Source organism: Bartonella sp. B1098 (genome assembly GCF_944896145.1).
GTDB lineage: Bacteria > Pseudomonadota > Alphaproteobacteria > Rhizobiales > Rhizobiaceae > Bartonella.
In genome coordinates this window covers 597,997-619,482 of record NZ_CALYLP010000002.1, presented here as the reverse complement: position 1 = coordinate 619,482, position 21,486 = coordinate 597,997, and the positions used below count along the sequence as shown (strand labels likewise).

General features: G+C 37.2%; 15 protein-coding genes and 3 pseudogenes. 14 read left to right on the top strand and 4 right to left on the bottom strand.

Annotated elements, in window-relative coordinates; all coding sequences use genetic code 11:
• The first annotated feature begins 908 nt into the window (after nucleotides 1–908).
• The 3 genes from NNJ85_RS02700 (at nucleotide 909) to NNJ85_RS02690 (ending at nucleotide 4,755) form a co-directional block, all read left to right on the top strand.
• Nucleotides 909–1,238, top strand: a complete 330-nt coding sequence (locus NNJ85_RS02700) for a hypothetical protein (protein ID WP_254473345.1) — start codon at nucleotides 909–911, stop codon at nucleotides 1,236–1,238.
• 1,512 nt (nucleotides 1,239–2,750) lie between these two features.
• Nucleotides 2,751–3,584, top strand: a complete 834-nt coding sequence (locus NNJ85_RS02695; RefSeq protein ID WP_254473343.1) for an outer membrane protein — start codon at nucleotides 2,751–2,753, stop codon at nucleotides 3,582–3,584.
• 334 nt (nucleotides 3,585–3,918) lie between these two features.
• Nucleotides 3,919–4,755, top strand: a complete 837-nt coding sequence (locus NNJ85_RS02690) for an outer membrane protein (protein ID WP_254473341.1) — start codon at nucleotides 3,919–3,921, stop codon at nucleotides 4,753–4,755.
• A 339-nt stretch (nucleotides 4,756–5,094) separates the two neighbouring features.
• Here the strand turns inward: NNJ85_RS02690 and NNJ85_RS02685 are convergent.
• Nucleotides 5,095–5,230: pseudogene (locus tag NNJ85_RS02685) on the bottom strand (integrase); the annotation flags it as partial.
• Between the two features lie 851 nt (nucleotides 5,231–6,081).
• Between NNJ85_RS02685 and NNJ85_RS09740 the strand changes: the two are divergent.
• Entirely contained in the window at nucleotides 6,082–6,312 is a 231-nt protein-coding gene (locus tag NNJ85_RS09740) for a hypothetical protein (protein ID WP_371923317.1), read from the top strand.
• A gap of 47 nt (nucleotides 6,313–6,359) precedes the next feature.
• A pseudogene (locus tag NNJ85_RS02680) lies at nucleotides 6,360–6,885 on the top strand (ShlB/FhaC/HecB family hemolysin secretion/activation protein); the annotation flags it as partial.
• Nucleotides 6,886–7,975: 1,090 nt separating this feature from the next.
• Here the strand turns inward: NNJ85_RS02680 and NNJ85_RS09735 are convergent.
• Together NNJ85_RS09735 and NNJ85_RS09730 are read right to left on the bottom strand one after the other, a co-directional pair.
• Nucleotides 7,976–8,200 (bottom strand): annotated as a pseudogene (locus NNJ85_RS09735) (hypothetical protein); the annotation flags it as partial.
• On the bottom strand, nucleotides 8,154–8,435 hold the full coding sequence (locus NNJ85_RS09730) for a pentapeptide repeat-containing protein (RefSeq protein WP_371923324.1): 282 nt from the start codon (nucleotides 8,433–8,435) through the stop codon (nucleotides 8,154–8,156). The pseudogene NNJ85_RS09735 and the gene NNJ85_RS09730, both read right to left, overlap by 47 nt.
• Before the next feature lie 273 nt (nucleotides 8,436–8,708).
• Between NNJ85_RS09730 and NNJ85_RS09725 the strand changes: the two genes are divergently transcribed.
• The 3 genes from NNJ85_RS09725 (at nucleotide 8,709) to NNJ85_RS02665 (ending at nucleotide 12,957) form a co-directional block, all read left to right on the top strand.
• Complete coding sequence (locus NNJ85_RS09725) at nucleotides 8,709–9,125, top strand: outer membrane protein (protein WP_371923316.1); 417 nt, start codon at nucleotides 8,709–8,711, stop codon at nucleotides 9,123–9,125.
• 247 nt (nucleotides 9,126–9,372) lie between these two features.
• The gene (gene ileS / locus NNJ85_RS02670; RefSeq protein WP_254473337.1) at nucleotides 9,373–12,288 is read left to right on the top strand and encodes an isoleucine--tRNA ligase; all 2,916 of its coding nucleotides are present in this window, start codon (nucleotides 9,373–9,375) and stop codon (nucleotides 12,286–12,288) included.
• A gap of 177 nt (nucleotides 12,289–12,465) precedes the next feature.
• On the top strand, nucleotides 12,466–12,957 hold the full coding sequence (locus NNJ85_RS02665) for a hypothetical protein (RefSeq protein ID WP_254473335.1): 492 nt from the start codon (nucleotides 12,466–12,468) through the stop codon (nucleotides 12,955–12,957).
• Nucleotides 12,958–13,608: 651 nt separating this feature from the next.
• Here NNJ85_RS02665 and NNJ85_RS02660 read toward each other — a convergent pair.
• Complete coding sequence (locus tag NNJ85_RS02660) at nucleotides 13,609–14,055, bottom strand: nucleoside deaminase (protein ID WP_139412823.1); 447 nt, start codon at nucleotides 14,053–14,055, stop codon at nucleotides 13,609–13,611.
• A 268-nt stretch (nucleotides 14,056–14,323) separates the two neighbouring features.
• Between NNJ85_RS02660 and NNJ85_RS02655 the strand changes: the two genes are divergently transcribed.
• The 6 genes from NNJ85_RS02655 to NNJ85_RS02630 all read left to right on the top strand — a co-directional run bounded on the left by NNJ85_RS02655 (nucleotide 14,324) and on the right by NNJ85_RS02630 (nucleotide 20,731).
• Entirely contained in the window at nucleotides 14,324–15,724 is a 1,401-nt protein-coding gene (locus tag NNJ85_RS02655; RefSeq protein ID WP_254473333.1) for a pseudouridine synthase, read from the top strand.
• Nucleotides 15,705–16,271, top strand: a complete 567-nt coding sequence (gene rsmD, locus NNJ85_RS02650; RefSeq protein WP_254473331.1) for a 16S rRNA (guanine(966)-N(2))-methyltransferase RsmD — start codon at nucleotides 15,705–15,707, stop codon at nucleotides 16,269–16,271. Before NNJ85_RS02655 ends, rsmD begins: the two co-directional genes overlap by 20 nt.
• A gap of 789 nt (nucleotides 16,272–17,060) precedes the next feature.
• The gene (locus NNJ85_RS02645; RefSeq protein WP_254473329.1) at nucleotides 17,061–17,507 is read left to right on the top strand and encodes a hypothetical protein; all 447 of its coding nucleotides are present in this window, start codon (nucleotides 17,061–17,063) and stop codon (nucleotides 17,505–17,507) included.
• Between the two features lie 810 nt (nucleotides 17,508–18,317).
• Nucleotides 18,318–19,649, top strand: coding sequence for a TldD/PmbA family protein (locus tag NNJ85_RS02640; RefSeq protein WP_254473327.1), 1,332 nt, complete (start codon nucleotides 18,318–18,320; stop codon nucleotides 19,647–19,649).
• Nucleotides 19,636–20,439, top strand: a complete 804-nt coding sequence (locus tag NNJ85_RS02635; protein ID WP_254473325.1) for a 3'(2'),5'-bisphosphate nucleotidase CysQ — start codon at nucleotides 19,636–19,638, stop codon at nucleotides 20,437–20,439. Before NNJ85_RS02640 ends, NNJ85_RS02635 begins: the two co-directional genes overlap by 14 nt.
• 46 nt (nucleotides 20,440–20,485) lie before the next feature.
• A complete protein-coding gene (locus NNJ85_RS02630; RefSeq protein WP_254473323.1) occupies nucleotides 20,486–20,731 on the top strand; it encodes a DUF4170 domain-containing protein in 246 nt (81 codons plus the stop codon).
• Nucleotides 20,732–21,486 lie beyond the last annotated feature (755 nt).

Sequence of the window (21,486 nt, the reverse complement as noted above, 5' to 3'; positions counted from 1 at the left end):
CAATAAAAGCAATTTTGAAGAGAAGCTAGGAATTACGGTAGGGGGACGGAAAGCTTAAATCTCTGAAACGACTATACAGCCTAGGGGAGAATATAAAGACATCAATGTAAAAAACAATTCTCATTTTGACGATCATTCATTTTACTTTACGCCTTTCAAAAGGACCTAAAGCAATATCTATTAAGGTATGCAGATTACATATCGCCTTACGTTTTTGTTTTTCACATTCTTTAGCAGAGTTACACCATTTATGCAAAATACTTTCCTAAACGGAGAATATATTGGAGTTTCTCATTCACATGCTTTTTTAAAAAAACTTTTTTAAGATACCCAAGCCCATGACACACACGGCGGCGTTCATGAATGGTATAACGATAAAATCCTCCAATATGATATAATAAAATCTATTGAGAACCATCATCTTTATGCTTATGGAGTTAAAAAGCCGCGACCCTCACACATTTTGCCAACACCCAATTTTGTGACAATCCTTGGCACTCTTCATAAGAAGCATTTTTATTGTATAGTTTCACTCCACGTAAGTTTCTTCATTTATAATGTGAAAACAAACGGTTTTGGTTAATTCAATATGAGGAAGTTTTATGGTATTCGGGGGCTAATTCAATATAAATAACGCTATATTATCATTATAAATCAATATGTTGATATGAAACCTGTGCCCTTTATCATCTCACAGACGATACTTCGTGCTTTTATTCATTGCCAAACAAGTGATTTCTATGTTGGCAGAGCAGAGTAATTTGCATTTATTTTAAAATTAAAATTCTCCAAAGCTCTGTTTTTTGAGGATTTTCACTTTTTATCTATAAACATACTATTTTTTCTGGAAATTAGCAATGAAGACACTACGTAAAATCCATTATGAATATTTCTACGAGGTTAAATTTATGAACATAAAATATTTTATTACAGCTTTTGTTACTTTTTCTTCAATCTCTTTTGCTCAAGGGGCGGGCTTTTTGTCTTCTCAAAAGTTCATAGAGGGGATATCTTCTGTTGTTCTTCCTAGAGACCTTTTTTCTAGGGAACAGTTTAGTAAGATCTTATCTGAAGTTGTTCAAATGGAACTTTCTTGCACAGAAAACAATCAATGCATGACAGCGGCTCAGTTAGTACCTGTGTCACATTCTGGTAAAAAAAGAGGTCCTAAACCTAAAAAAGGACCAGGAACAAGAAACCGGCCAAACCTATTTGCACGAAGTCCAATGAGTTATTAAAAAGTAAGAAAATAACATCAAAAAGTCTATGTTAGGGAATTGAATAAGGAAGATATTGTTTATCACCTAAAAACAGGGGGGGGGAGTTATTTATTTGCGAAGGATATTATGATTATGCGCGGGGGAATGAAGGGTACTGTTCGGAAAAGATAAGGGGAGGGAGGTTTTGGTGAAAGAACACACTGTAGAGTGGTGCTCGCTCGTTATAAATTTCATTGAATTATATAATGTGTAGATTTTCGATGACTCTATTATGTATGTCGCAAATTCCCTCATTTGAAGTTTGATTATATAAAGGGTATAAGTATCCTTTATTTAAGTGTTTTTAGGATACGAGGTGGATCAAGAATAGGACTTGGTCCATACGTTCTTGAATTAAGTCAATCACATGAGCAGGAAACTAAGAAAAACCCACTCGATAAAAATCTGGGTTGTTTGCAGACAGAATCTGCTGAGGCTCTTTCCACAAAATCGAGGAAGAGGCTTGTCGTTAAGTGTAAAAAAGCTTTATTTTTAATATTAAATTTTTAATTTTTGTTGGCAAGTTTTAACTATAGATAAAATATTCTTTATTGATTTCTGATTTAAAATATCAAAGAGCTTTTCTGCTAAATTCATGATTTTTAAAGCTAGGTTTTGTGTGAAAACTGTAAGAAAGATTTTTCTTTTTTCAGTTTGAGGGAGAGTTTTTATATAAGTTTCAATGTTTATGAATTGTTTTTTTCAATTTAGTTTATACAAGAGTATGAGATAGGGCATTTACAAAGAAGGCTGAAGCTCTGAAAAAGAATTTCTATAAGATTGAGATATAAAATGGTCAATCTTTCAAAAACAATAAATTGCTTAAAGTAAAAACAAAGAGCAAGTAAATTGAATGTGATCTTATTACAATCCATGAATTATTCAAAACTTTGTTTATGTGCGATACACAGCTTTTACAGTAAAAAACTCTCAAAGAGCTATGCGCATTTGGTCTTGCAAATAATGAACTAAACACATTGTTTGTATAAATTTAAATGAAACAGTTATATTTTGCTTGTTCTCAAGATCTAAGAACTCTCTCTGTCCTTGATATTGAGAGTGTTCATAAGAGCCATTTTTATTTTTTTTCTACGACTTTACCCACACGTGCTCGTTTGTAACGTGTAGGTGGATGATTTTGGTTACTTTAAATAAAATAATTTAAGATGAGAGTATCTTCAATATTACAGAGGAAAAGATAATTTTGGTATTATAATTAGTAGCGATCTTTCTATAGAAAATAGCACATGCTTTCCACGGTGATGACTCAGATATTTTTGAAAAATTCATCAAGAAGAGAAATGTGACGAGAGGAATTTATTTGTGCATGGGCATCGCTTAATTCTCATTGACTACAGATCACGTCATTAGAGCACTTTGATTGGCTTTTTATTTTTTTTATGAGTGTATCATTTTTGCTACAGATATCTGAAGTTTGGGCTCTATATGACATGATGTGTTCAAATAAATATTCAGCTATGGAGAGAAAATATGAATATGAAATGGTTAATAATAGCTTCTGCTTGCGCTTTTGTTTCAGTTTCGGCAGCGCAAGCAGCAGATGTTATTGTTCCCCCGAGTCCAACACCTATTGCTCCCGTTATTGTTGCTCCAACTTTTTCTTGGACAGGTTTCTACTTTGGGGGACAGATTGGTGGTTTTTCGGGTAAAACGAAAGTGGATATTCTCGCGAAAGAACAAAGGATTCCAGTAAGTGATGATTATTTGCCTAAACTATCTGGTTTTATGGGAGGGCTTTACGGAGGTTCTAATGTTGATCTCGGCAACGGCCTTATTTTAGGTGTCGATACAGATATCATGTGGTCTAATAAAGATGACACAAAGACAGGAAAAACATATGTCATTGACAGAGAACACATCGATTATATTAACAAGGTACTAAAAGATGCTGCAATTAATATTGGTAAAGATGCCCTTAAAGCGGGTTCTAAACGAACACACAGTTTCACCTTAAAAGAAAAGTGGGATGGTGCAACACGTGTACGTATTGGGTTTGCTGCTGAACGCATTATGCCTTATGTTGCTGGTGGTATTGCCTATACACAGCTCCAAGATACTGCGTTGATTTCAATAACGGACAAAGATTCAGACAAAGTCATAGCTTCTGGTACTCTGTCTGATGAAACAAAGGCCCTTGTTGGTTACACTCTTGGTGCGGGTGTTGATTTAGGAGTGACCAATAATATTATTGTCCGTGCGGAATATCGTTACTCTGATTTTGGAAAAAAGAAATTCTCAAATGATAAATATGAGATTTCTTTCAAAACCAATGATTTTCGTGTTGGTGTTGCTTACAAATTTTAACAGATGATCAGTTAAATAACAAAGAGGCTCTACAAAGATAGAGCCTCTATTATTTTTGTTGCTATATTATCACACATCCCATATTTATAGTGGATATGAAAAAGTATTAGTAATATATTTTATTAAAAAAAATCACACATAACAAACAAAATTACATTTAAAATCAATATATTGTATATTATGCAGCTTACAATTTTTCGTATAAAATGAAGTTATTAAGTAATTTTATCTTCGGCAAACTCTCCATTTCCTGTGACTGTGTCATTTTTACTACAGCTTTTCTTTGTGTAATCTTGTAGCATTGTCTCATAAATAAAAGTTAGGAGCAAAGTTTATGAATATAAAATCTTTAGTAACAACTTCTGTTATCGCTATAGCTGCAGCTTCTGCGGCGCAAGCTGCTGATGTTATCGTCCCTCGTGAAACAGCCCCAGCAGTTATCGCAGCAGCCCCTTCATTTTCTTGGACAGGTTTTTATGTCGGTGGTCAAGTTGGAAACTTTTCGAGTAAAGTTGATGTATATGATTCAGAATCAAAAAAGAAAATTACAGATAAAGATTCGGTACTTAAGCCTTCCGGTTTTATGGGTGGTATCTATGTAGGCTCTAACGTAGATCTTGGAAGTGGCCTCATTTTAGGTGTTGAAACCGATGCAGTTTGGGCAGACCGCGAAGAATCAAAAAGCTCTTCAAAAGTCATTGGGGCAGCTGGTCTTGATGCTTTTAAAGCTGAGCTTACAACAGCTAAAGCTACATATGCTCCAGGGAAAAAAAACGATGATATCACGAAGGATGACAAACGTGTAGATAGCGCTTCTTTAAAAGAAAAATGGTCTGGTGCTACACGCGTTCGCGTTGGTTTTGCAGCGGTTGATCGTATTATGCCTTATGTTGCTGGTGGTATTGCTTATACACAGCTGCAGGTGGTTAATTCTCTTAAGGCAGAAACAGCTGGTGGTACCGAAATCGCTTCTGCTAAAGTATCTGATAAATCAAAAACATTTGTTGGTTTCACCATTGGTGGTGGTGTTGACTTCGCAATGACAGACAATGTCCTGTTGCGTGCTGAATACCGTTACTCAGACTACGGTAAAAAAGCATTTGTAAAGGACGGGGATAAAGTAGCTTACAGAACCAATGATTTCCGTGTTGGTGTTGCTTACAAATTCTAATTTCATAAAAATGAAATTATAAACACAAAATAAACTTCTTAGAGGCTCTGTCAAAGATAGAGCCTCTACTTTTTATATTACTATATTATCACACATCCTATATTTTATTTGCGGATGTAAAAAGATATTCTTCAGATTTTCTTAAAAACTTTCTCATAAACGATAGATAATAATTACACTGTAAGTTCAACATTTTATCGGTGTTTATAACATGTAATTTTTTGTACGAAGTGAAATTATGTAGCAATTTTATTTTGGATTATTCTCCATTTTTTATAATTATATTATTTTTTATGACAGCTTTTCTTCATTTAAACTTATAATATTGCGCTCATAAATAATTGCCCAATTAAAAAATCCATTAAGATCTTTCAGAAAGTTTCTAGCTATTTCTGGTTTTTCTTTACGACGCTCAATACCAACTATAATATATTTCTTATCAATTGCTTCATATGGAACATTGCCTATTGTACATCAGAATGAGTTTTCTCTGTTTTTTGGTAAATTTAGAGAGGTTATACCTTCAAATTCAGGTTTAGACTTAATGATCTTACCCCATTTGTCGATAGAGACGAAAGGGATCATGCTACCGCTTTGTGGGGGGAGAGCTTGTAGATTTCTTTAGTTATAGGATTAAAATCGTACTATTGGCAATAAAAAGAAAAATAGCAAATCTCTTCAAGAGAGATGTTTTCGGCATTTTTATTACCAATACAAGTCTTCATCATAATCTTTTGAAGTTCGTTATAAGAAAAAACATATTCTTTGCTATAGTAGCTAATCATGAATTTATCATTATTGTTTCTTTAGTTCACGCGCAATTTCCCTATGGCGTAAATCACGCTTTTGTTCTCAAAGAGTTGTTTTTTTTTGTTAGAAAGAGGGGTTTTCATGTTTCCGCAAATATAGGTTAACCCACAAACCTTGGGACTTCTGGAAATTTTAACTTTGCCCATAGACATAAGCATTATCATAAATCTTTGCATATTGAGAGATGAAGGCTTTGCCATAGACCTCAGAATTTCTATAGACTTGACCACAGATTTCAGAATAATGACGTATTTTTTTGCAGGTTCTTGTTTATTAACAGGTGCAGTTTTATTTGAAATGTTAGAGAAAATTGTAGTATTTTTTTTATATAGTTGTCATAGTTCAATCCTTATCGTTATTTAAATTTTCTATTAACCTTCTCTAATGGAACTGGGTGCTAGAAAACACGGCATACAGTCCGTCACTATGCTTTTTTATTGTCAATTAATTTATGGTTTTTTTTGATATTTTTTCTAATTTTTGCTTTTTATAAGATTAGATTTTATAAGATTAGAAATGTTCGTTATTCTCGACACCTTGATGCTTCAAGGCATTACAACGCCTTTTGAAGGAAAACAGCGAGAACTTTGGGGAAGTGAATACGGCTTTCAAATTCATGATATTATTGTTGAAGGGGCTTACTATCATATCAAAAAGTGTTCTATAGCAGCGATGACAGATCCTTATGTTGAAAGATGTATAGGTCTTGTCGATGTCCAGCTTTTAATCAAGCTAAAGTCTATTTAGATAAAAACTATGTCACAGCGCATTTTTATATCCCAGACTAGGATATAAAAAGAACCAATAATTACCTTCTTGGCAATAAGATTGGAGGGCTCCGTCAATATAATGGTGTCATAGTGGCACAAATTTGGGGATTTTGCATTCTCGTTAGATGTTAGGGAGAACATAGACCTTTGATAATAGTTATTTGCAAGGATTTCCCCTTTTTCATTCGGTTAAAAAACATGCTCTAGGAGCAGGTGATGCGAAGTCTTAATTTACCAATTACCGGTACGATCAGTGTCATGACATCTTTTCAGGTGAGCGGGTGGAATTTTATATTAAGCACTTTTTTAAGTGGGTAATATTCACCGCATAATTTATTGGCTGCAGAGCAGATATCTTTGGGGGCGGCCTCCAATGTTCGTGGTACGCGTGAGAGTTTGATTTTTGACAATAACGGTTTTTATCCGTAATGACTTGATGCTGAGAACCGTTCCGTGGTGCAACAATGGGATTCTTAAAAAGAGTTTTGGAGAACTTCACCCCTTTGTTGGTTTGGACTATGGTCGTGTTTTTGTACAACCTTTGTGCGGTTTTATAAGTCGGTACCATCGTTATATTTGCCAGCCCCCATGTTGCCAGCCTTTGCATTAAGACGGTTCATAAGAGCCATTTTTAGTCTTTTCTTATACAGTTTTTACCTACACACAAGCTCCGCTTTTGATGTGCAAGTAAATGGTTTTTATTGATTTAAGATAAACAGATTTGAAATAAAAGAATCTTACGATATTTGAGACTCTCATTCAACATGTAAAACAGTAAATTATCATTATGAAATCAACCAATTATCATGAATGAACAGCTTGCTGGTTGGACAGCAGGTGTCAAGCTTGCAGGGAGAATGGTTTCTCTTGATGCTAGTTATTCCAGTATTTTCTGGAGCATCCTCAAGCATAAAAAGTCAGACATGTTTTTTTGCGTTTTTGTTTTTCGTAATTTAAGATACAAATAAAATATCAAAGATAGACTATGTTAGTAAATAGATGAAACTTTGATGGTACTTGGGTAAAAAAGCCAATGATTGGGTTTTACTATTTGGGCTGGCATTGATTTCCTAATGGTAAGCAATATTCTGTTGTGTACAGAATATCGTTACTGAGATTTAGGTAAAAGAAATTTACAAAAAATATGAACATTAACAATTATGTGAAAGTTTAGGGAAAATGAATCCAACTTTAAGACACATAATTTTAGTATGACTTAGTTGATAAATTTTCATTGGATGCAAAATAAATAGTTAAAACCTTAATTTCAAAATTTCTTTATTTTTTTGTGAGTGTGTCATTTTTGCTACAGATCTTTCAAAAAAGATACTCTATATACATTTCATTTTGGATATTTGGAGAGATTTTATGAATACAAAACGTTTAATAACAGCGTCTATTTTTTCTTTAATTTCAGCATCTACAGCGTTAGCTGCTGATGTACTGATTCCTCATCAGACAGCACCATCGACTCCTTCTTCTGCCATTGTTGCGCCCACTTTTTCATGGACGGGGCTTTATTTAGGTGTCCAAGCTGGTGGCTTTTCGAGCAAGGCTGATATGGCTCTTGTCGGTCAAGAAAAGAGTTTTCCACTGGATAAAGAGTTCTCTCCTAAACTTTCAGGTTTTGCTGGTGGTTTTTATGCAGGATCTAATATTGATCTCGGTGACAGTTTTATTTTTGGTGTCGATACGGATTTAACGCTATCTGGAAAAAAACATACAAAGACAATTACTATAGGTTCATCTGATAACGTTACAGTAGAAAATGCCGTGGGAAGATCCCGCAGATCAGCAGAAACGCAAACCCTTCCAAGCTCACAAGAGCAATCTGCACCCGCAAAATCTGCACCCACAAAATCTGCACCCGCAAAATCTGCATCCGCAAAACCTGCACCCGCAAAACCTGCACCCGCAAAACCTGCACCCGCAAAACCTGCACCCGCAAAATCTGCACCCGCAAAACCTGCACCCGCTGCACCCGCCGCCATAAAACCCACCACCACAGCACCCGCTGCACCCGCCGCCACAGAACCCGCCACCACAGCACCCGCCGCACCCACCGCACCCGCCGCACCCGCAAAACCTGCATCTGCACAACCATCAGCAGCAGGAAGAACAGTACCAAGCGGAAACCTTTTACTTGCGAGATCAGGGTCATCTAACTCAGGGACAGGCGCTTCCAATGGAGCAAGTGGAGCGCAAAACGGAGCTCATCATAGTGCCCATGGTAGTGGACATTCTAATCCGCATGGTGCGTTTCACCCAGGCGGGCATGGCTCTGGTGCTCATCCACATGCTTCTCGTTCTCATGGAGCACAAAGTCAACAAGCGGTGGATAAGGGTAATACCAGCGTATATGGTATAGAACGAATGAAACAGATGGCTTCTGAACTTGGTCTTGATCAAGAGGATGAAGTTGAAACTGTAAATCATACTTTCAAGCAAAATTGGGGTGGAGCTACACGGGTACGTATCGGTTTTGCTGCTGATCGCTTTATGCCTTATTTTGCGGGTGGTATTGCTTATGGGCAGTTCCAAGACACTGTATCAATATCCGTTAAGGGTGAAGATGGAAGCGTTGCTTCTTCTAGAAACTTAACCGATGAAACTAAAACCATGATTGGTTACACTCTTGGTGGTGGCGTTGATTTCTCGGTGCTGGATAATGTCATTGTGCGTGCAGAATATCGTTACTCCGATTTTGGTAAAAAGAAATTTGCAAAGGAAAAACTTGAAATTAACTACAAAACCAATGATTTCCGTGTTGGTGTAGCTTATAAATTCTAATCTGTTTTAAGAGTAAATTTCTAAGAGGCTCCACTATTGGTGGAGCCTTTATTTTTTTAAGCTCATTTTTTGGTTTCTTTTTTTGCAAATTTCATGATAAAGCCCATAGAATGTGATGAATATTTTCTTGATCGCTGCTTAATACGAATGATAAGCTCGGCTTTCCCTATAGATAAAAACCAGAGTTGCAGAGTTCAGGGAAGTTATGCAAAAATGAAATCGTAAAAGTGGACAGGAATATTTCACAATGACTGTGAAAAATGAAACAATAGATTATTCAAAAACTCTTTATCTCCCACAGACAAATTTTCCTATGCGTGCAGGGCTTCCGCAAAAAGAGCTTGAATTAATGGCGCGGTGGGAAAATATAGAGCTTTATGCGCAATTGCGCCAACAAGCAAAAGATCGTCCATTTTATATTCTTCATGACGGCCCACCTTATGCAAATGGCCATATTCATATCGGGCATGCTTTAAATAAAGTTCTAAAGGATGTGGTTGTCCGTTCATTTCAAATGCGGGGGGTTAATGCAAATTATGTTCCTGGTTGGGATTGCCATGGGCTTCCAATTGAATGGAAAATTGAAGAAAAATATCGCGCACAAGGAAAAAATAAAGATGAAGTTCCTCTTAATGAATTTCGTCAAGAATGTCGTGAATTTGCACAACATTGGGTAACCGTTCAAAGTGAAGAATTTAAACGCCTTGGTGTCGTGGGAGATTTTAAGGCGCCTTACACCACAATGGCTTTTCAAGCGGAAGCACGCATTGCGAGTGAATTGATAAAATTTGCGATGTCAGATCAGATTTATCGTGGTTCTAAGCCGGTGATGTGGTCTGTTGTGGAGCGTACAGCTTTGGCAGAGGCAGAGATTGAATATCATGATCATGAATCAGAGGTGATTTGGGTTAAGTTTCCTATTTTTGAAGCAAATTCTGATGATTTATATGGTGCTTATGTCGTCATTTGGACAACAACACCATGGACAATTCCAGGCAATCGTGCAGTGAGTTATTCTTCGCAGATTTCTTATGGTCTTTACGAAGTTGAAAGTGCTGAAAATGATTTTGGTCCTCAAGTAGGAGAAAAGCTTCTCTTTGCAGATGCTCTCGCTATGGGTTGCGCAGAAAAAGCCAAACTTGTTTTGAAACGTTTACGTACTGTTTCTGCTGACGAATTGAAAGCTCTTATTCTTTCTCATCCATTGAAAGGTTTGGCTGGAGCGTATAATTATAAGATTGTGCTGCTTGAGGGCACCCATGTGACAGAGAGTGCGGGGACAGGTTTTGTCCATACAGCACCAAGCCATGGGCGTGAGGACTTTGAAATTTGGAATGATTATAAATCTTTATTAGAGCAAGCGGGGATTGATACATCGATACCGTTTCCTGTTGATGATGCGGGTTTCTATACGAAAGATGTTCCGGGTTTGGGGCCAGATCGTGAAGGGGGACCGGCACGTGTTATTGATGATAATGGAAAAATGGGTGATGCCAATAAAGAGGTCATTAACGCTTTAATTAAAGCAGATCGATTGTTTGCACGGGGGCGTTTAAAGCATTCCTATCCCCATAGCTGGCGTTCGAAAAAACCAGTTATTTTTCGCAATACACCGCAATGGTTTATTTCAATGGATAAAGATTTTGGGGATGGTTCAACTTTACGCAGTCGGGCTTTGGAAGCTGTTTCAAAAACGCGTTTTGTGCCATCTTCTGGACAAAACCGCCTTGCTTCTATGATAGAAGATCGTCCTGATTGGGTTCTTTCTCGTCAACGTTCTTGGGGTGTTCCTATTTGTATTTTTGCCAATGAAGATGGTATTGTTTTGAAAGATGAAGACGTGAACGAGCGTATTTTACAGGCTTTTGAAGCAGAAGGGGCAGATGCATGGTTTGCTGAAGGAGCACGTGAACGTTTTTTAGGTGATCGTGCGCATGAGCCTTGGGTGCAGGTTTATGATATTTTGGATGTTTGGTTTGATTCTGGAGCAAGTCATAGCTTTGTATTAGAAGATCGGGCTGATTTAAAATGGCCTGCAGATGTTTATTTTGAAGGTTCAGATCAACATCGTGGATGGTTTCAATCTTCTCTATTGGAAAGCTGCGGTACGCGTGCTTGTTCTCCCTATAAGACAGTGATCACACACGGTTTTACTTTAGATGAGAATGGTAAGAAAATGTCTAAGTCTTTAGGCAATACGGTTGTTCCGCAAGAGATCATTAAAACATCTGGAGCTGATATTTTTCGTCTCTGGGTCATGACAACTGATTATTGGGAAGATCAGCGTTTAGGTAAGAAGATTCTTCAGACGAATGTGGATTCATATCGTAAACTACGTAATGCAATTCGTTGGATGCTTGGAACTTTAGCCTACGATGAAGGAGAAGAAATATCTTATAGCGCCCTGCCAGATCTTGAAAAATTTATATTACATCGGCTTTTTGAACTTGATCAATTGATTAATCACGCTTACGATGAATTTGATTTTAAAAAAATTATGCGTGCATTATTAGATTTTTCAATCATTGAGTTATCGGCATTTTATTTTGATATCCGCAAAGATTCTCTTTATTGCGATGCGCCTTCATCACAAAAACGTAAAGCTTCTTTGCAGGTTGTTCGTGAGATTTTTGAACGAATGGTGACATGGCTTGCTCCAATGTTGCCTTTTACAATGGAAGAGGCTTGGTTAGAGCGTTATCCAGAAAGCCAATCGGTACATTTGGAACAATTTCGCTCTGTACCAAAAGAATGGCAAAACAAATCTTTAGCTGAGCGTTGGAAAAAAATTCGACAGGTCCGTAAAGTTGTGACAGGAGCTTTAGAGCTTGAGCGTGCTAATAAGCGTATTGGTTCCTCGTTAGAAGCAGCTCCTATTGTTTTTATTTCCAATTCAGTTCTACGAGAGGCATTAGAAAATGTGGATATGGCAGAAATCTGTATCACCAGTGCTCTCACAATTGTGCAGGATACAATGCCTTCCGGTGCTTTTACTTTGAATGATGTTAAAGGTGTTGGTGTATATCCAGAGAAGGCGTTGGGGAAAAAATGTGCTAGGTCATGGCGTTATACACAAGATGTTGGGAGTGATCCAGCTTATCCGGATGTCTCTGCTCGTGATGCAGCTGCTTTGCGAGAATTAAAAATTCTTGGCAAGATTTAAAATTTTAGATCAAGAGAAAGAAGTGAAAGCAGATTTCGCATATTGATGAATATCGTTTTTTGTGGTACGAAGCAAATTCCGTTGTTTTATCTGCAGGGGGGAAATTTGTGTATGGACTGTTCTCTCATAAATAGCGGGAATATTGATCAGCCGTATGCTTGGGAAATGGAATAAGCAGTGAGGAAACGTGAAGTAAAAATATTTCCAACAGGAATTTTAGGTATATGCTTTATTTTAACGGGATGTAGTTTATCTGCTCCTACCTATGGGACAAATAAACCGGTTTCGATACAGTTTTTTGAAGATGTTGCTAATATTGCTTCATTAACACCAGTAAATAACAGCAGTCAGATTGTTATAAAGCCCCACCCAGAACTTGTGATACCAAGTTCTAGCGCACGTCGATTTTTGCCGGTGCCTCAACAGGATAGATCTGTCAATAAAGGAGCAGCATCACAACAGCATCAAGAAACTCCTTCTTTTTCTCACAAAGGATCTTCAGTTAATGGCGTTGGTTCAGAAAATCCTTCACAGTTGAATGCAAAACAACGACAAGAATATTTACGTTGTCAAAGAGCACAAGTTGGAAGCCCAAAATACCGTCGCTATCTCACGGAACCGCCTTTAAGTTATCGCCAGCCGGCAAACACTGCTCCTATTGGTCGCTAGAGAAAAAATATTAAAGTATGTGAGGTGTCCTTCCTATTACTTATAATATCAAGTCCTTGTCCACGCAGAGCTTTCCCTTTGTGGCAGGGGGGATTTTCATGAAATAGTAATATGGCAATAGCATCAAAAGAGTGGTGCTGTGTTTCCCTCACAAGAAAAATCTATCAAGGTTTTCAGACCCATTTCACAGCGTCGCTCGTTTAGAGGAGATAACGTAAAATCCATTGTGCTTTGCCATCTATATGCTTTATGAAGAGAACAGGCTGTTATCATCATTGTATTTGCCAGCCTTTAATGTTGTGATAGGGCCGTTGCAGTGAAGAGTCTTCATAAGGGGTATTTTTAGTCTTTTCTAAATTGTTTTTTATCCAGATGGTACTCCACTTTGTGATGTGCAAGAAAGAGATTTTTATTGATTCACCATAAGCAGATTTGAAATAAGAGAATTCTACGATCTTTTGGACTTTATATTTTATAGATAAAACAATGAATTATTCTCATAAATGAATGAATCAATCCAATAGAAGCACTATGCAGTGTTAAAAGAGTGTTAGAGGAAAATTAGCTTTCGCTATATCAGAAGGATTAATTGTCTTTTTTAAGGAATAGGATAGTTTCTAAAGAGTGAAAGTTATGGATAAAGAATTGTTTTTAGCATCGCTTTTGGATAAAAAAATCTTTAAGTAATTGAGCAGCTTCTTTTTCTTTAAAACCAGAATAAATTTCAGGTTTGTGATGACAAGTTGGTTGCTGATAAAAACGTGGGCCATTTTCTATAGCTCCTCCTTTAGGATCATTTGTTGCATAATACAGACGTCGTATGCGTGCAAATGAAATGGCAGCAGCACACATAGCACAAGGCTCAAGTGTTACGTAAAGATCGCAATCAGGAAGCCTTTCGCTTTGCAATGTTTCACAAGCCATACGGATTGCGCGCATTTCTGCGTGTCCTGTAGGGTCATAGGCAGATTTTATAAAGTTCCCAGCACGTGCGATGATAGTTTTTCCACGTGTAATGACAGCGCCTACAGGAACTTCATGTTTTTTTGCAGCACACTGCGCTTCCAAAAGGGCTATTTCCATGGGGGTCAAAGTCATAATGTTCTTTCTACTGGCAGTATAGAGAATCTAAAGATTATCTCAATAAAGAATGCTATGGAATGAATCATTTATTACGCTTTTATAATGAAAGAAATACCTTCATTTTTTAAGTGTTTAAAACAAACTTGCAAATCAATGGATACGTTATTGTTGTTAAAGGATAGAAAATGATAAATGATTGTGCTACTTCGTCTTTCAGGATAAGCGGTATGGTGCATGTGAATAATTTTCTGAACATACTGGCAAAAATTGGTTTGAAACGCAAATGAATGAAAATAATGAGAGTGAACGGATTGCTAAAAGGTTAGCGCGTGCTGGCGTTGCCTCGCGTCGAGATGCGGAAATGATGATTGTTGCAGGTCGTGTTTCTGTGAATGGTACAGTTGTGACAACACCTGCTTTTAATGTTAGCCGCTCTGATGTTATTAAAGTTGATGGCAAACCTTTACCTCCTATAGAACGAACGCGTTTATGGCTCTACCATAAACCAGCAGGGCTTGTCACCACGAACCGTGATCCGGAAGGTAGACCTACAGTATTTAGCCATTTACCAAAAGAAATGCCGCGCGTTCTTTCTGTTGGAAGGCTTGACATTAACACGGAAGGGCTTTTGCTCTTAACCAATGATGGTGGCTTAGCGCGCGTATTAGAGCTTCCTGTAACGGGGTGGGTCCGCAAATATCGCGTCCGTGCCCATGGAAGAGTAAAGCAGAGCACGCTCGATAACCTTAAAAATGGTATTGCGATTAATAGTATTTTCTATGGTTCAATTGAAGCCTCAATTGAACGGGAACAAGGGTCTAACATATGGCTTTCTATTTCTTTGCGAGAAGGAAAAAATCGTGAAATAAAGAATGTTTTAGGGGCATTGGGATTATCCGTTAATCGTTTAATCCGTGTCTCTTATGGCCCATTTCATCTCTCTGATTTAGAAGAAGGAGCTGTACAAGAATTAAAAGGTCGGATGTTACGAGATCAGTTGGGAGAGCGTTTGATTATGCAGGCCAATGCCGATTTTGATGCTCCTATTCTGAAACCCTTTTCAAATTCTGCAGTTGTTGCAGAAAAGCAAAGACAGAAGGATGTTTCTGTTGCCAATGATGGTTGGGTCTTTTCAGGTGAAAGAACGATACGGCGCTACCCTAGAGATCGTTCTGTTGAGCATAGTCGCGCACGATTGGATGCAAAGTCTCATGAGAATATGAATAAAGGGAAAAGTGAGGAAGGAAAAGTAGAGCGTTTTCTACCGAGGTCTCGTCGTGCGAATGTTTGGATGGCTCCTGGTGCACGTCCGCAGAGTGCACGGAGGAAGCCTTCCAATAATGAGGAGAAATCGCAGGCTCATAAAAGCGATTTGGCTGGTAGAAAATCCTTTCATCGAGGCAAAGAAAAATTAAAAGACAATCACTTTCAGAAAGAGAAGGGAGAGGGTTTTGTTCAAAAACGTAGCAAGACATCTTACGATGAGACGCGTGCATTTAGTAAGAAAGATCACTTTTCTAAGGATAAAGAGAAAATGATAAGAGGTGGTCCTGATGAGCGTTCTTTTGAGAGAAAAGACAAGGTAAAATCGTTTAGTGGTGCTCTGAAAAAATCTAAACCACATAGAGATGGTGCAAAAACTTCGAAGCGATTTGGAGGACCACGTGCGGATTATCGGCGGTAAATTTGCTGGGCGTGTTTTGTTTTCGCCTGTTGATCAGTCGATTCGCCCAACGAGTGATCGTACGCGAGAAAACCTTTTTAATATTCTTTCTAGCCGTGAAGAACAGTTTTGGACCAATAAACGCATCCTTGATCTGTTTGCTGGTACTGGTGCTTTAGGCATTGAAGCACTTTCACGTGGAGCAAAGGCTGCTGTTTTTGTTGAAAATTCGGTTGAGGGGCGTGGTTTGCTTCAAAAAAATATCGAAGCCTTTGAGTTACAATCAATCGGACGGATTTTGCGTCGTGATGCAACAAAACTTGGCAAGATTGGAACAATGCTTCCATTTGATGTTATCTTTGCTGATCCTCCCTATAGTCGTTGTTTAGGTGAACGGGCTTTTGTAGAAGCTTTGCGAGGAGGGTGGGCAAAAGCGGATACACTCTTTGTACTTGAAGAAAAGAAAGATACAATCATTCATTTACCTGACGTTTTTTATCTAGATGATGAGCGTTTTTATGGTGAGACAGCAATACGTCTCTATAAATTACGATTGCTTGCATCTTGAGAAAATTCTTTTTTATCCAGTAGGACAAAAAAACTTCTTTACAGTTTCCTTTATTTTATATGGTTTCTTTCAAGGTGAAGCAGAAAATCAATAAAAGATTCTAATGTTAAAGAAATTGATGCGTTTTAACTTCATTATGCTTTTTATCTTAATTCCTCTATTTTTTGGAGCTTTTTTATAGCTCTAAGGGCGAGCCTTTTATAATAAGAGATGTCCTCTAATTTTCTGTCGAGATCAAAAGTGCTTTGAGGTGTAAATAGTATTGTACCTGAGTTGGCAGTATGTGTTTCTGCTCATTTTTGTAAGTTATAGGCTAATTTATTAATTTCAGCGACATTAAAAGCGAAACGCATTATCAAAGCTTTCGTGTATTATGAACTTTACTACCGATCAATATTTCTTCTTCAATAGGAGATATATTTCACGATAACAATTGTGACATCTTTTTTCTCCTTTTTTCGGTTACACCTTCATCGTCAATGTTTTATCAACAGTGGAAAGCTTTAAGCCATGTCGTTGACATTGATATCTTAAATGGTGCGTAAATCTCTCTTTGTTATTGTATGGACTTAAAAAAACAGATATTTTTATTTAAGGGAGACAATAATGTTCATCTATACTGAACATTTGTGTGTTTATTTTATTAATATTGCTTGTTGACTTAATCATTACCTATTAAAGACACTTGAGAAGATTAAATATCTTATCGTTATACAATTTTAAGAGTAATTGATATATTACTCTTTGTCACTAAAGAGACCTGATTTTGTAAAAAAGGGGGAGATTATTATGTTTAAATGGACGCATAGTGAAGAAATTAGTACACAAGCAAGTGCAGAGCAGATTTGGTCTATGTGGGAGGACGTAGCAACATGGCCTTGCTGGGATCATGAACTTGAATGGGTAGAACTTTCTGGTGCTTTCAAGGAAGGCGCTGTAGGACGCATGAAACCTAAAAAAGGACCAATAGTAACTTTTACACTTGATAAAGTTATAAAAAATATTTGTTTTTCTGATTATGCTAAACTTCCTCTTACACGTATGAGTTTTGATCATGAATATATTTGTTCAAAAAAATCTGGTTCTTCAACTAACAAAGTTTGTCATACCGTAACGATGTCTGGTTTACTTTCTCCTTTCTTTGGAATGATTATTGGATCAAAAATTAAGTTACATCTTCGCGATGCAATGATTGAAATGAGCAGACGTGCTCTTACTGAAAATAAAGCTCTCTGATGTGTCTTCATAAAGAAGTTGATCTTTTAAAAAAGATACAGAAATTATAGCCTTGTTAGGATGAAATCAGTTATGAGTATATCACAAACCAATGAGTTTTATAGTTAGCCATTAAGAGCGTGTCAAATTATCTTACGGGATTAATTTTTCCCTAAAAATCTTATAAAAGTCATAAAAATTTTATTTTTTATATAAAAACTTATAAGATGATTTTTTCATTGAAAATAAGAAAATTGTAGAAACTCTTTTCTGCTCTTGTGAAGTTTTAGCCAGTATTGTCATGGTATTTTACACTATTTATGGTTACAAGATTGTCATTTCATTACGAGAGATCTTATAGAAGTTAAAGCAATATCCAAAAAGATAAATCATTTTCTTGATTCTTGTGGAGACATTAAAGAATGCTATAGGAATGAGGGAGGTTATTTGACACTTCAGAGAACAAAAGGCGTGGGGTTTAGGTTGTTTTATGCTTTTTGAATTTTTGAAGATTTTGGCTTAAATCTAAGTGTTATTGCTAAGTCTTCTATTGATTTACGAGGTTTTCTGTTGATCTGATTATGAGTTGCAGATTTCGCTTTTAAAATGATAAGAGCCCATGAGAAATCTTGAAACTAAAGAGATTTTACGACATATTACCACTTTTCATAAAGAAGCTAACAGGGAAGTGATTTAATGCATTAAAAGAAAAAGAATGCATAAGACGTGCGTAATTTTATGAATGAACACACAAGAGTTATATTCTGATTGGTATAAATTTGTCAGAGTGCGTATCAAGGTAAATAATAAAATATTTTAGGGAGTCTATGAATGACTGACAAGAACCAGATTGAGAAAGCGGTTTCATTGGTTGAAGCGGCAAGGCGTTCTGGGGCGGATGCTGCTGATGCTGTTATTGTTCATGCACATTCTACCAGTGTATCTGTTCGTTTTGGGAAAGTCGAATCGACAGAAGCAGCGGAGAGCAATGATTTTACTCTAAGGGTTTTTGTTGGAAAAAAAGTAGCAAGTGTTTCTGCTAATTTAGCGTCTTATCCGCAAGAGCTTGCAGAACGTGCTGTTGCAATGGCTAAAGCTTCTCCCGATAGTTTATTTGAGGGGTTGGCAGATAAAGAGTGTTTGGTTAAGAATCCTAAAGATCTTGATCTTTTTGATGATTTTGTACCCAGCAGTCATTTTTTAACAGAGGATGCTTTAAAAACAGAAGCGGCAGCTCTTGATGTTAAAGGTGTAAGCAATTCTGGTGGCGCTGCAACAGCTTATGGCCGTAGTGGGTTTATTCTTGTAACCAGCGATGGTTTTTGTGGTGCCTATCGCTCCAGTTGCTTTTCACGTTCTTGCAGTGCTCTTGCGGGGGAAGGGACACAGATGGAGCGGGATTATGATTACACAACAGCCTTACATTTTTCTGATTTAGAGGATGCAGAAACTGTGGGAAAGAATGCAGGGCTTGGTGCAGTTCGCCGTGTGGGAGCCGTTCGTGTAGCAACAGGAGGCGTTGATGTTATTTTTAGTCCGCGTACAGCGCGTGGAATTGCAGGGCATATCGCCTCTATGGTCAATGGAGCATCTGTAGCGCGCAAAACAAGTCTTTTACAGGACTTCTTAGGCAAAACGGTAATGAAACAAGGCATTAATGTGACCGATCAGCCTTTGCGATTACGGGGAAATGCTTCTCATCCTTTTGATGGAGAAGGGATAGAGGGGCAAACACTCAATATTATTGAAAATGGTATTTTAAAAAACTGGCTTCTTTCATCATCCACAGCACGTGAATTGGGACTTCAAACAAATGGACACGGTGTGCGTTCGGGGTCATTGGTGCAGCCGACAAGTACAAATTTTGCTATTGAACCGGGTTTAGTATCGCCTTGCGATATGATAAAAGATTTACGAAGTGGATTTTATGTTACAGAATTATTCGGCCATGGCATTGATTTTGTTACCGGTCAGTATAGTCGGGGTGCTTCTGGTTTTTGGATTGAAAATGGTGAAATTGCTTATCCGGTGAGTGAAGTAACGCTGGGTTCTGATTTGCTTCATATGTTAGCACATTTAACACCAGCCAATGATATTGATCGGCGTTATAGTACAGCGGCTCCAACATTGTTAATTGAAGGGATGACACTTGCAGGAAAATAACACGCATCATTCTTCTGATTTAAATCTTTTGCGTGAGGTTTGTCGAGAGGCAGGAGATTTAGCAATGCGGTATTTTGGATGCACGTTGGATGTTTGGATGAAAGAGGGTAATTCACCGGTCAGTGAGGCAGATTTTGCTGTTGATCATTTTTTGAAAGAGAAGCTTCTTGGGGCGCGTCCAAATTATGGATGGATTTCAGAAGAAACAAAAGATCATCGAGAACAACAAAGTTATGAACGCTCCTTTGTGGTTGATCCTATTGATGGAACACGAGGTTTTCTTTCTGGCAGTCCTTATTGGTGTATTTCGGTTGCTATTATTGAGGATGGTCGTCCTATTGTGGGCGTTCTACAATGTCCCGCTCAAGGAGATGTTTATGCAGCTGTCACGGGTGGAGGAGCAACATTAAATGGGATAAAACTTCCTCGTTTAGCCTTTCAGGCTCATCGAAAATATAAAATTTCGCTTGATAAATCGCTCGCACAAAAATTACCCGATAATTTTCTCAATCGAGTCAGTCTTTACCATTATCTTCCTTCTCTTGCTTATCGTATTGTTCTTGTTGCTCAAGATGAGATCGATATCGTATTAGTTCGTCCGAATTGTCATGAATGGGATATTGCCGCGGCTGATCTTATTTTGCAGGAGTGTGGGGGGCGTTTTTTATCGCTTGATGCCCCTTTATTATTTTACGGAGTTGAACCTTATCAATATGGACTTTTAATTGCTGGTAAAAATAATTGCTGTCAAGATATGATAGATGTTGTTCGTCAAGCAAAGTTAGTTTAATCACATAAAAGCGCGCTAAAATTATCTGAATGATATGGAGGCACATATGACTGAAGCCAACGAAAAAAAACAATATTTACACCTTGTATTTGGTGGTGAATTAAAAAATCTTAAAAGTAATCAATTTAAGAATCCTGATGATTTAGATGTGGTTGGTATTTTCTCAAATTACCAATCCGCTAAAGAAGCATGGCAGGCAAAAGCACAAAGCAGTGTCGATAATGCATTACAACGTTATTACATCGTGGATTTGCATCAGTGTCTTGATACTGAAACAGACGATGCAGAGTAAAGCTTGAATATTTGGTCATTATATCCGCTATCTTACGCTCGTTTATCGTGCTCTCTCATAGGCATGCCCTTTAAGAAAAACAAAATGCCTATTATTATTGTAAATTCATATGATTTCCTAAGGGAACATTTCTCAAGATGTCAAATTCATTTCATAATGGTGTTCGCGCAAGGAATAAAATCCATTATTATATCACCATCTTTTATGCTTAAAAATATTAATAAAAATTCTTCTCTTACATCATTGTACACTTTGCGAGCTCAAACGATGAGAATAAATTTTAGCACTTGAGAGAGGGCATAAGAGGTATTAGTATGCCTTTTTCAGTACGTTTTTATCTACGCCCCTCTCCACCTGTAGTGCGTAAGCAAAAAGTTTTAATTGCTGCAACATAAGGTGGCTTTAAATAGAAGAATTTTACGATATTTAAAGATAAGTTACGCATTGGTGAATCATTATACATCAATATATTACCTGATTATAAGAATAGAGTGTGGTTAAGTTTCTGGATTTGCCGTCAGAGTGAATAAAAGAGTTCAAAAAAGAGGCGATACATTTTAAAGTACCTTTGGTAAAATATAGCATTTACAGATGACAAGGTGGTTTGCGCAAGTTTTTATTGTGAAAGAAATGAGGTATATCTCTTTATTTATAAGATAGATTTAGATGAAAATTGCAAAGACACAAAGGCGCATATCATTCATTTGTTATTACTTTTTTTACACAAGTAGTATTGTCTTGGAGCTGTTTTGTTC

Bases quoted from the DNA above. Each gene is read 5' to 3' on its own strand.
- NNJ85_RS02640 (WP_254473327.1), top strand. From the start codon at position 18,318: ATGACTGACAAGAACCAGATTGAGAAAGCGGTTTCATTGGTTGAAGCG.
- NNJ85_RS02695 (WP_254473343.1), top strand. From the start codon at position 2,751: ATGAATATGAAATGGTTAATAATAGCTTCTGCTTGCGCTTTTGTTTCA.
- NNJ85_RS02655 (WP_254473333.1), top strand. From the start codon at position 14,324: ATGAATGAAAATAATGAGAGTGAACGGATTGCTAAAAGGTTAGCGCGT.
- NNJ85_RS09725 (WP_371923316.1), top strand. From the start codon at position 8,709: ATGAAACAGATGGCTTCTGAACTTGGTCTTGATCAAGAGGATGAAGTT.
- NNJ85_RS02645 (WP_254473329.1), top strand. From the start codon at position 17,061: ATGTTTAAATGGACGCATAGTGAAGAAATTAGTACACAAGCAAGTGCA.
- NNJ85_RS02690 (WP_254473341.1), top strand. From the start codon at position 3,919: ATGAATATAAAATCTTTAGTAACAACTTCTGTTATCGCTATAGCTGCA.
- NNJ85_RS02700 (WP_254473345.1), top strand. From the start codon at position 909: ATGAACATAAAATATTTTATTACAGCTTTTGTTACTTTTTCTTCAATC.
- ileS (WP_254473337.1), top strand. From the start codon at position 9,373: ATGACTGTGAAAAATGAAACAATAGATTATTCAAAAACTCTTTATCTC.
- NNJ85_RS02660 (WP_139412823.1), bottom strand. From the start codon at position 14,055: ATGACTTTGACCCCCATGGAAATAGCCCTTTTGGAAGCGCAGTGTGCT.
- NNJ85_RS02630 (WP_254473323.1), top strand. From the start codon at position 20,486: ATGACTGAAGCCAACGAAAAAAAACAATATTTACACCTTGTATTTGGT.
- NNJ85_RS09740 (WP_371923317.1), top strand. From the start codon at position 6,082: ATGTTCGTTATTCTCGACACCTTGATGCTTCAAGGCATTACAACGCCT.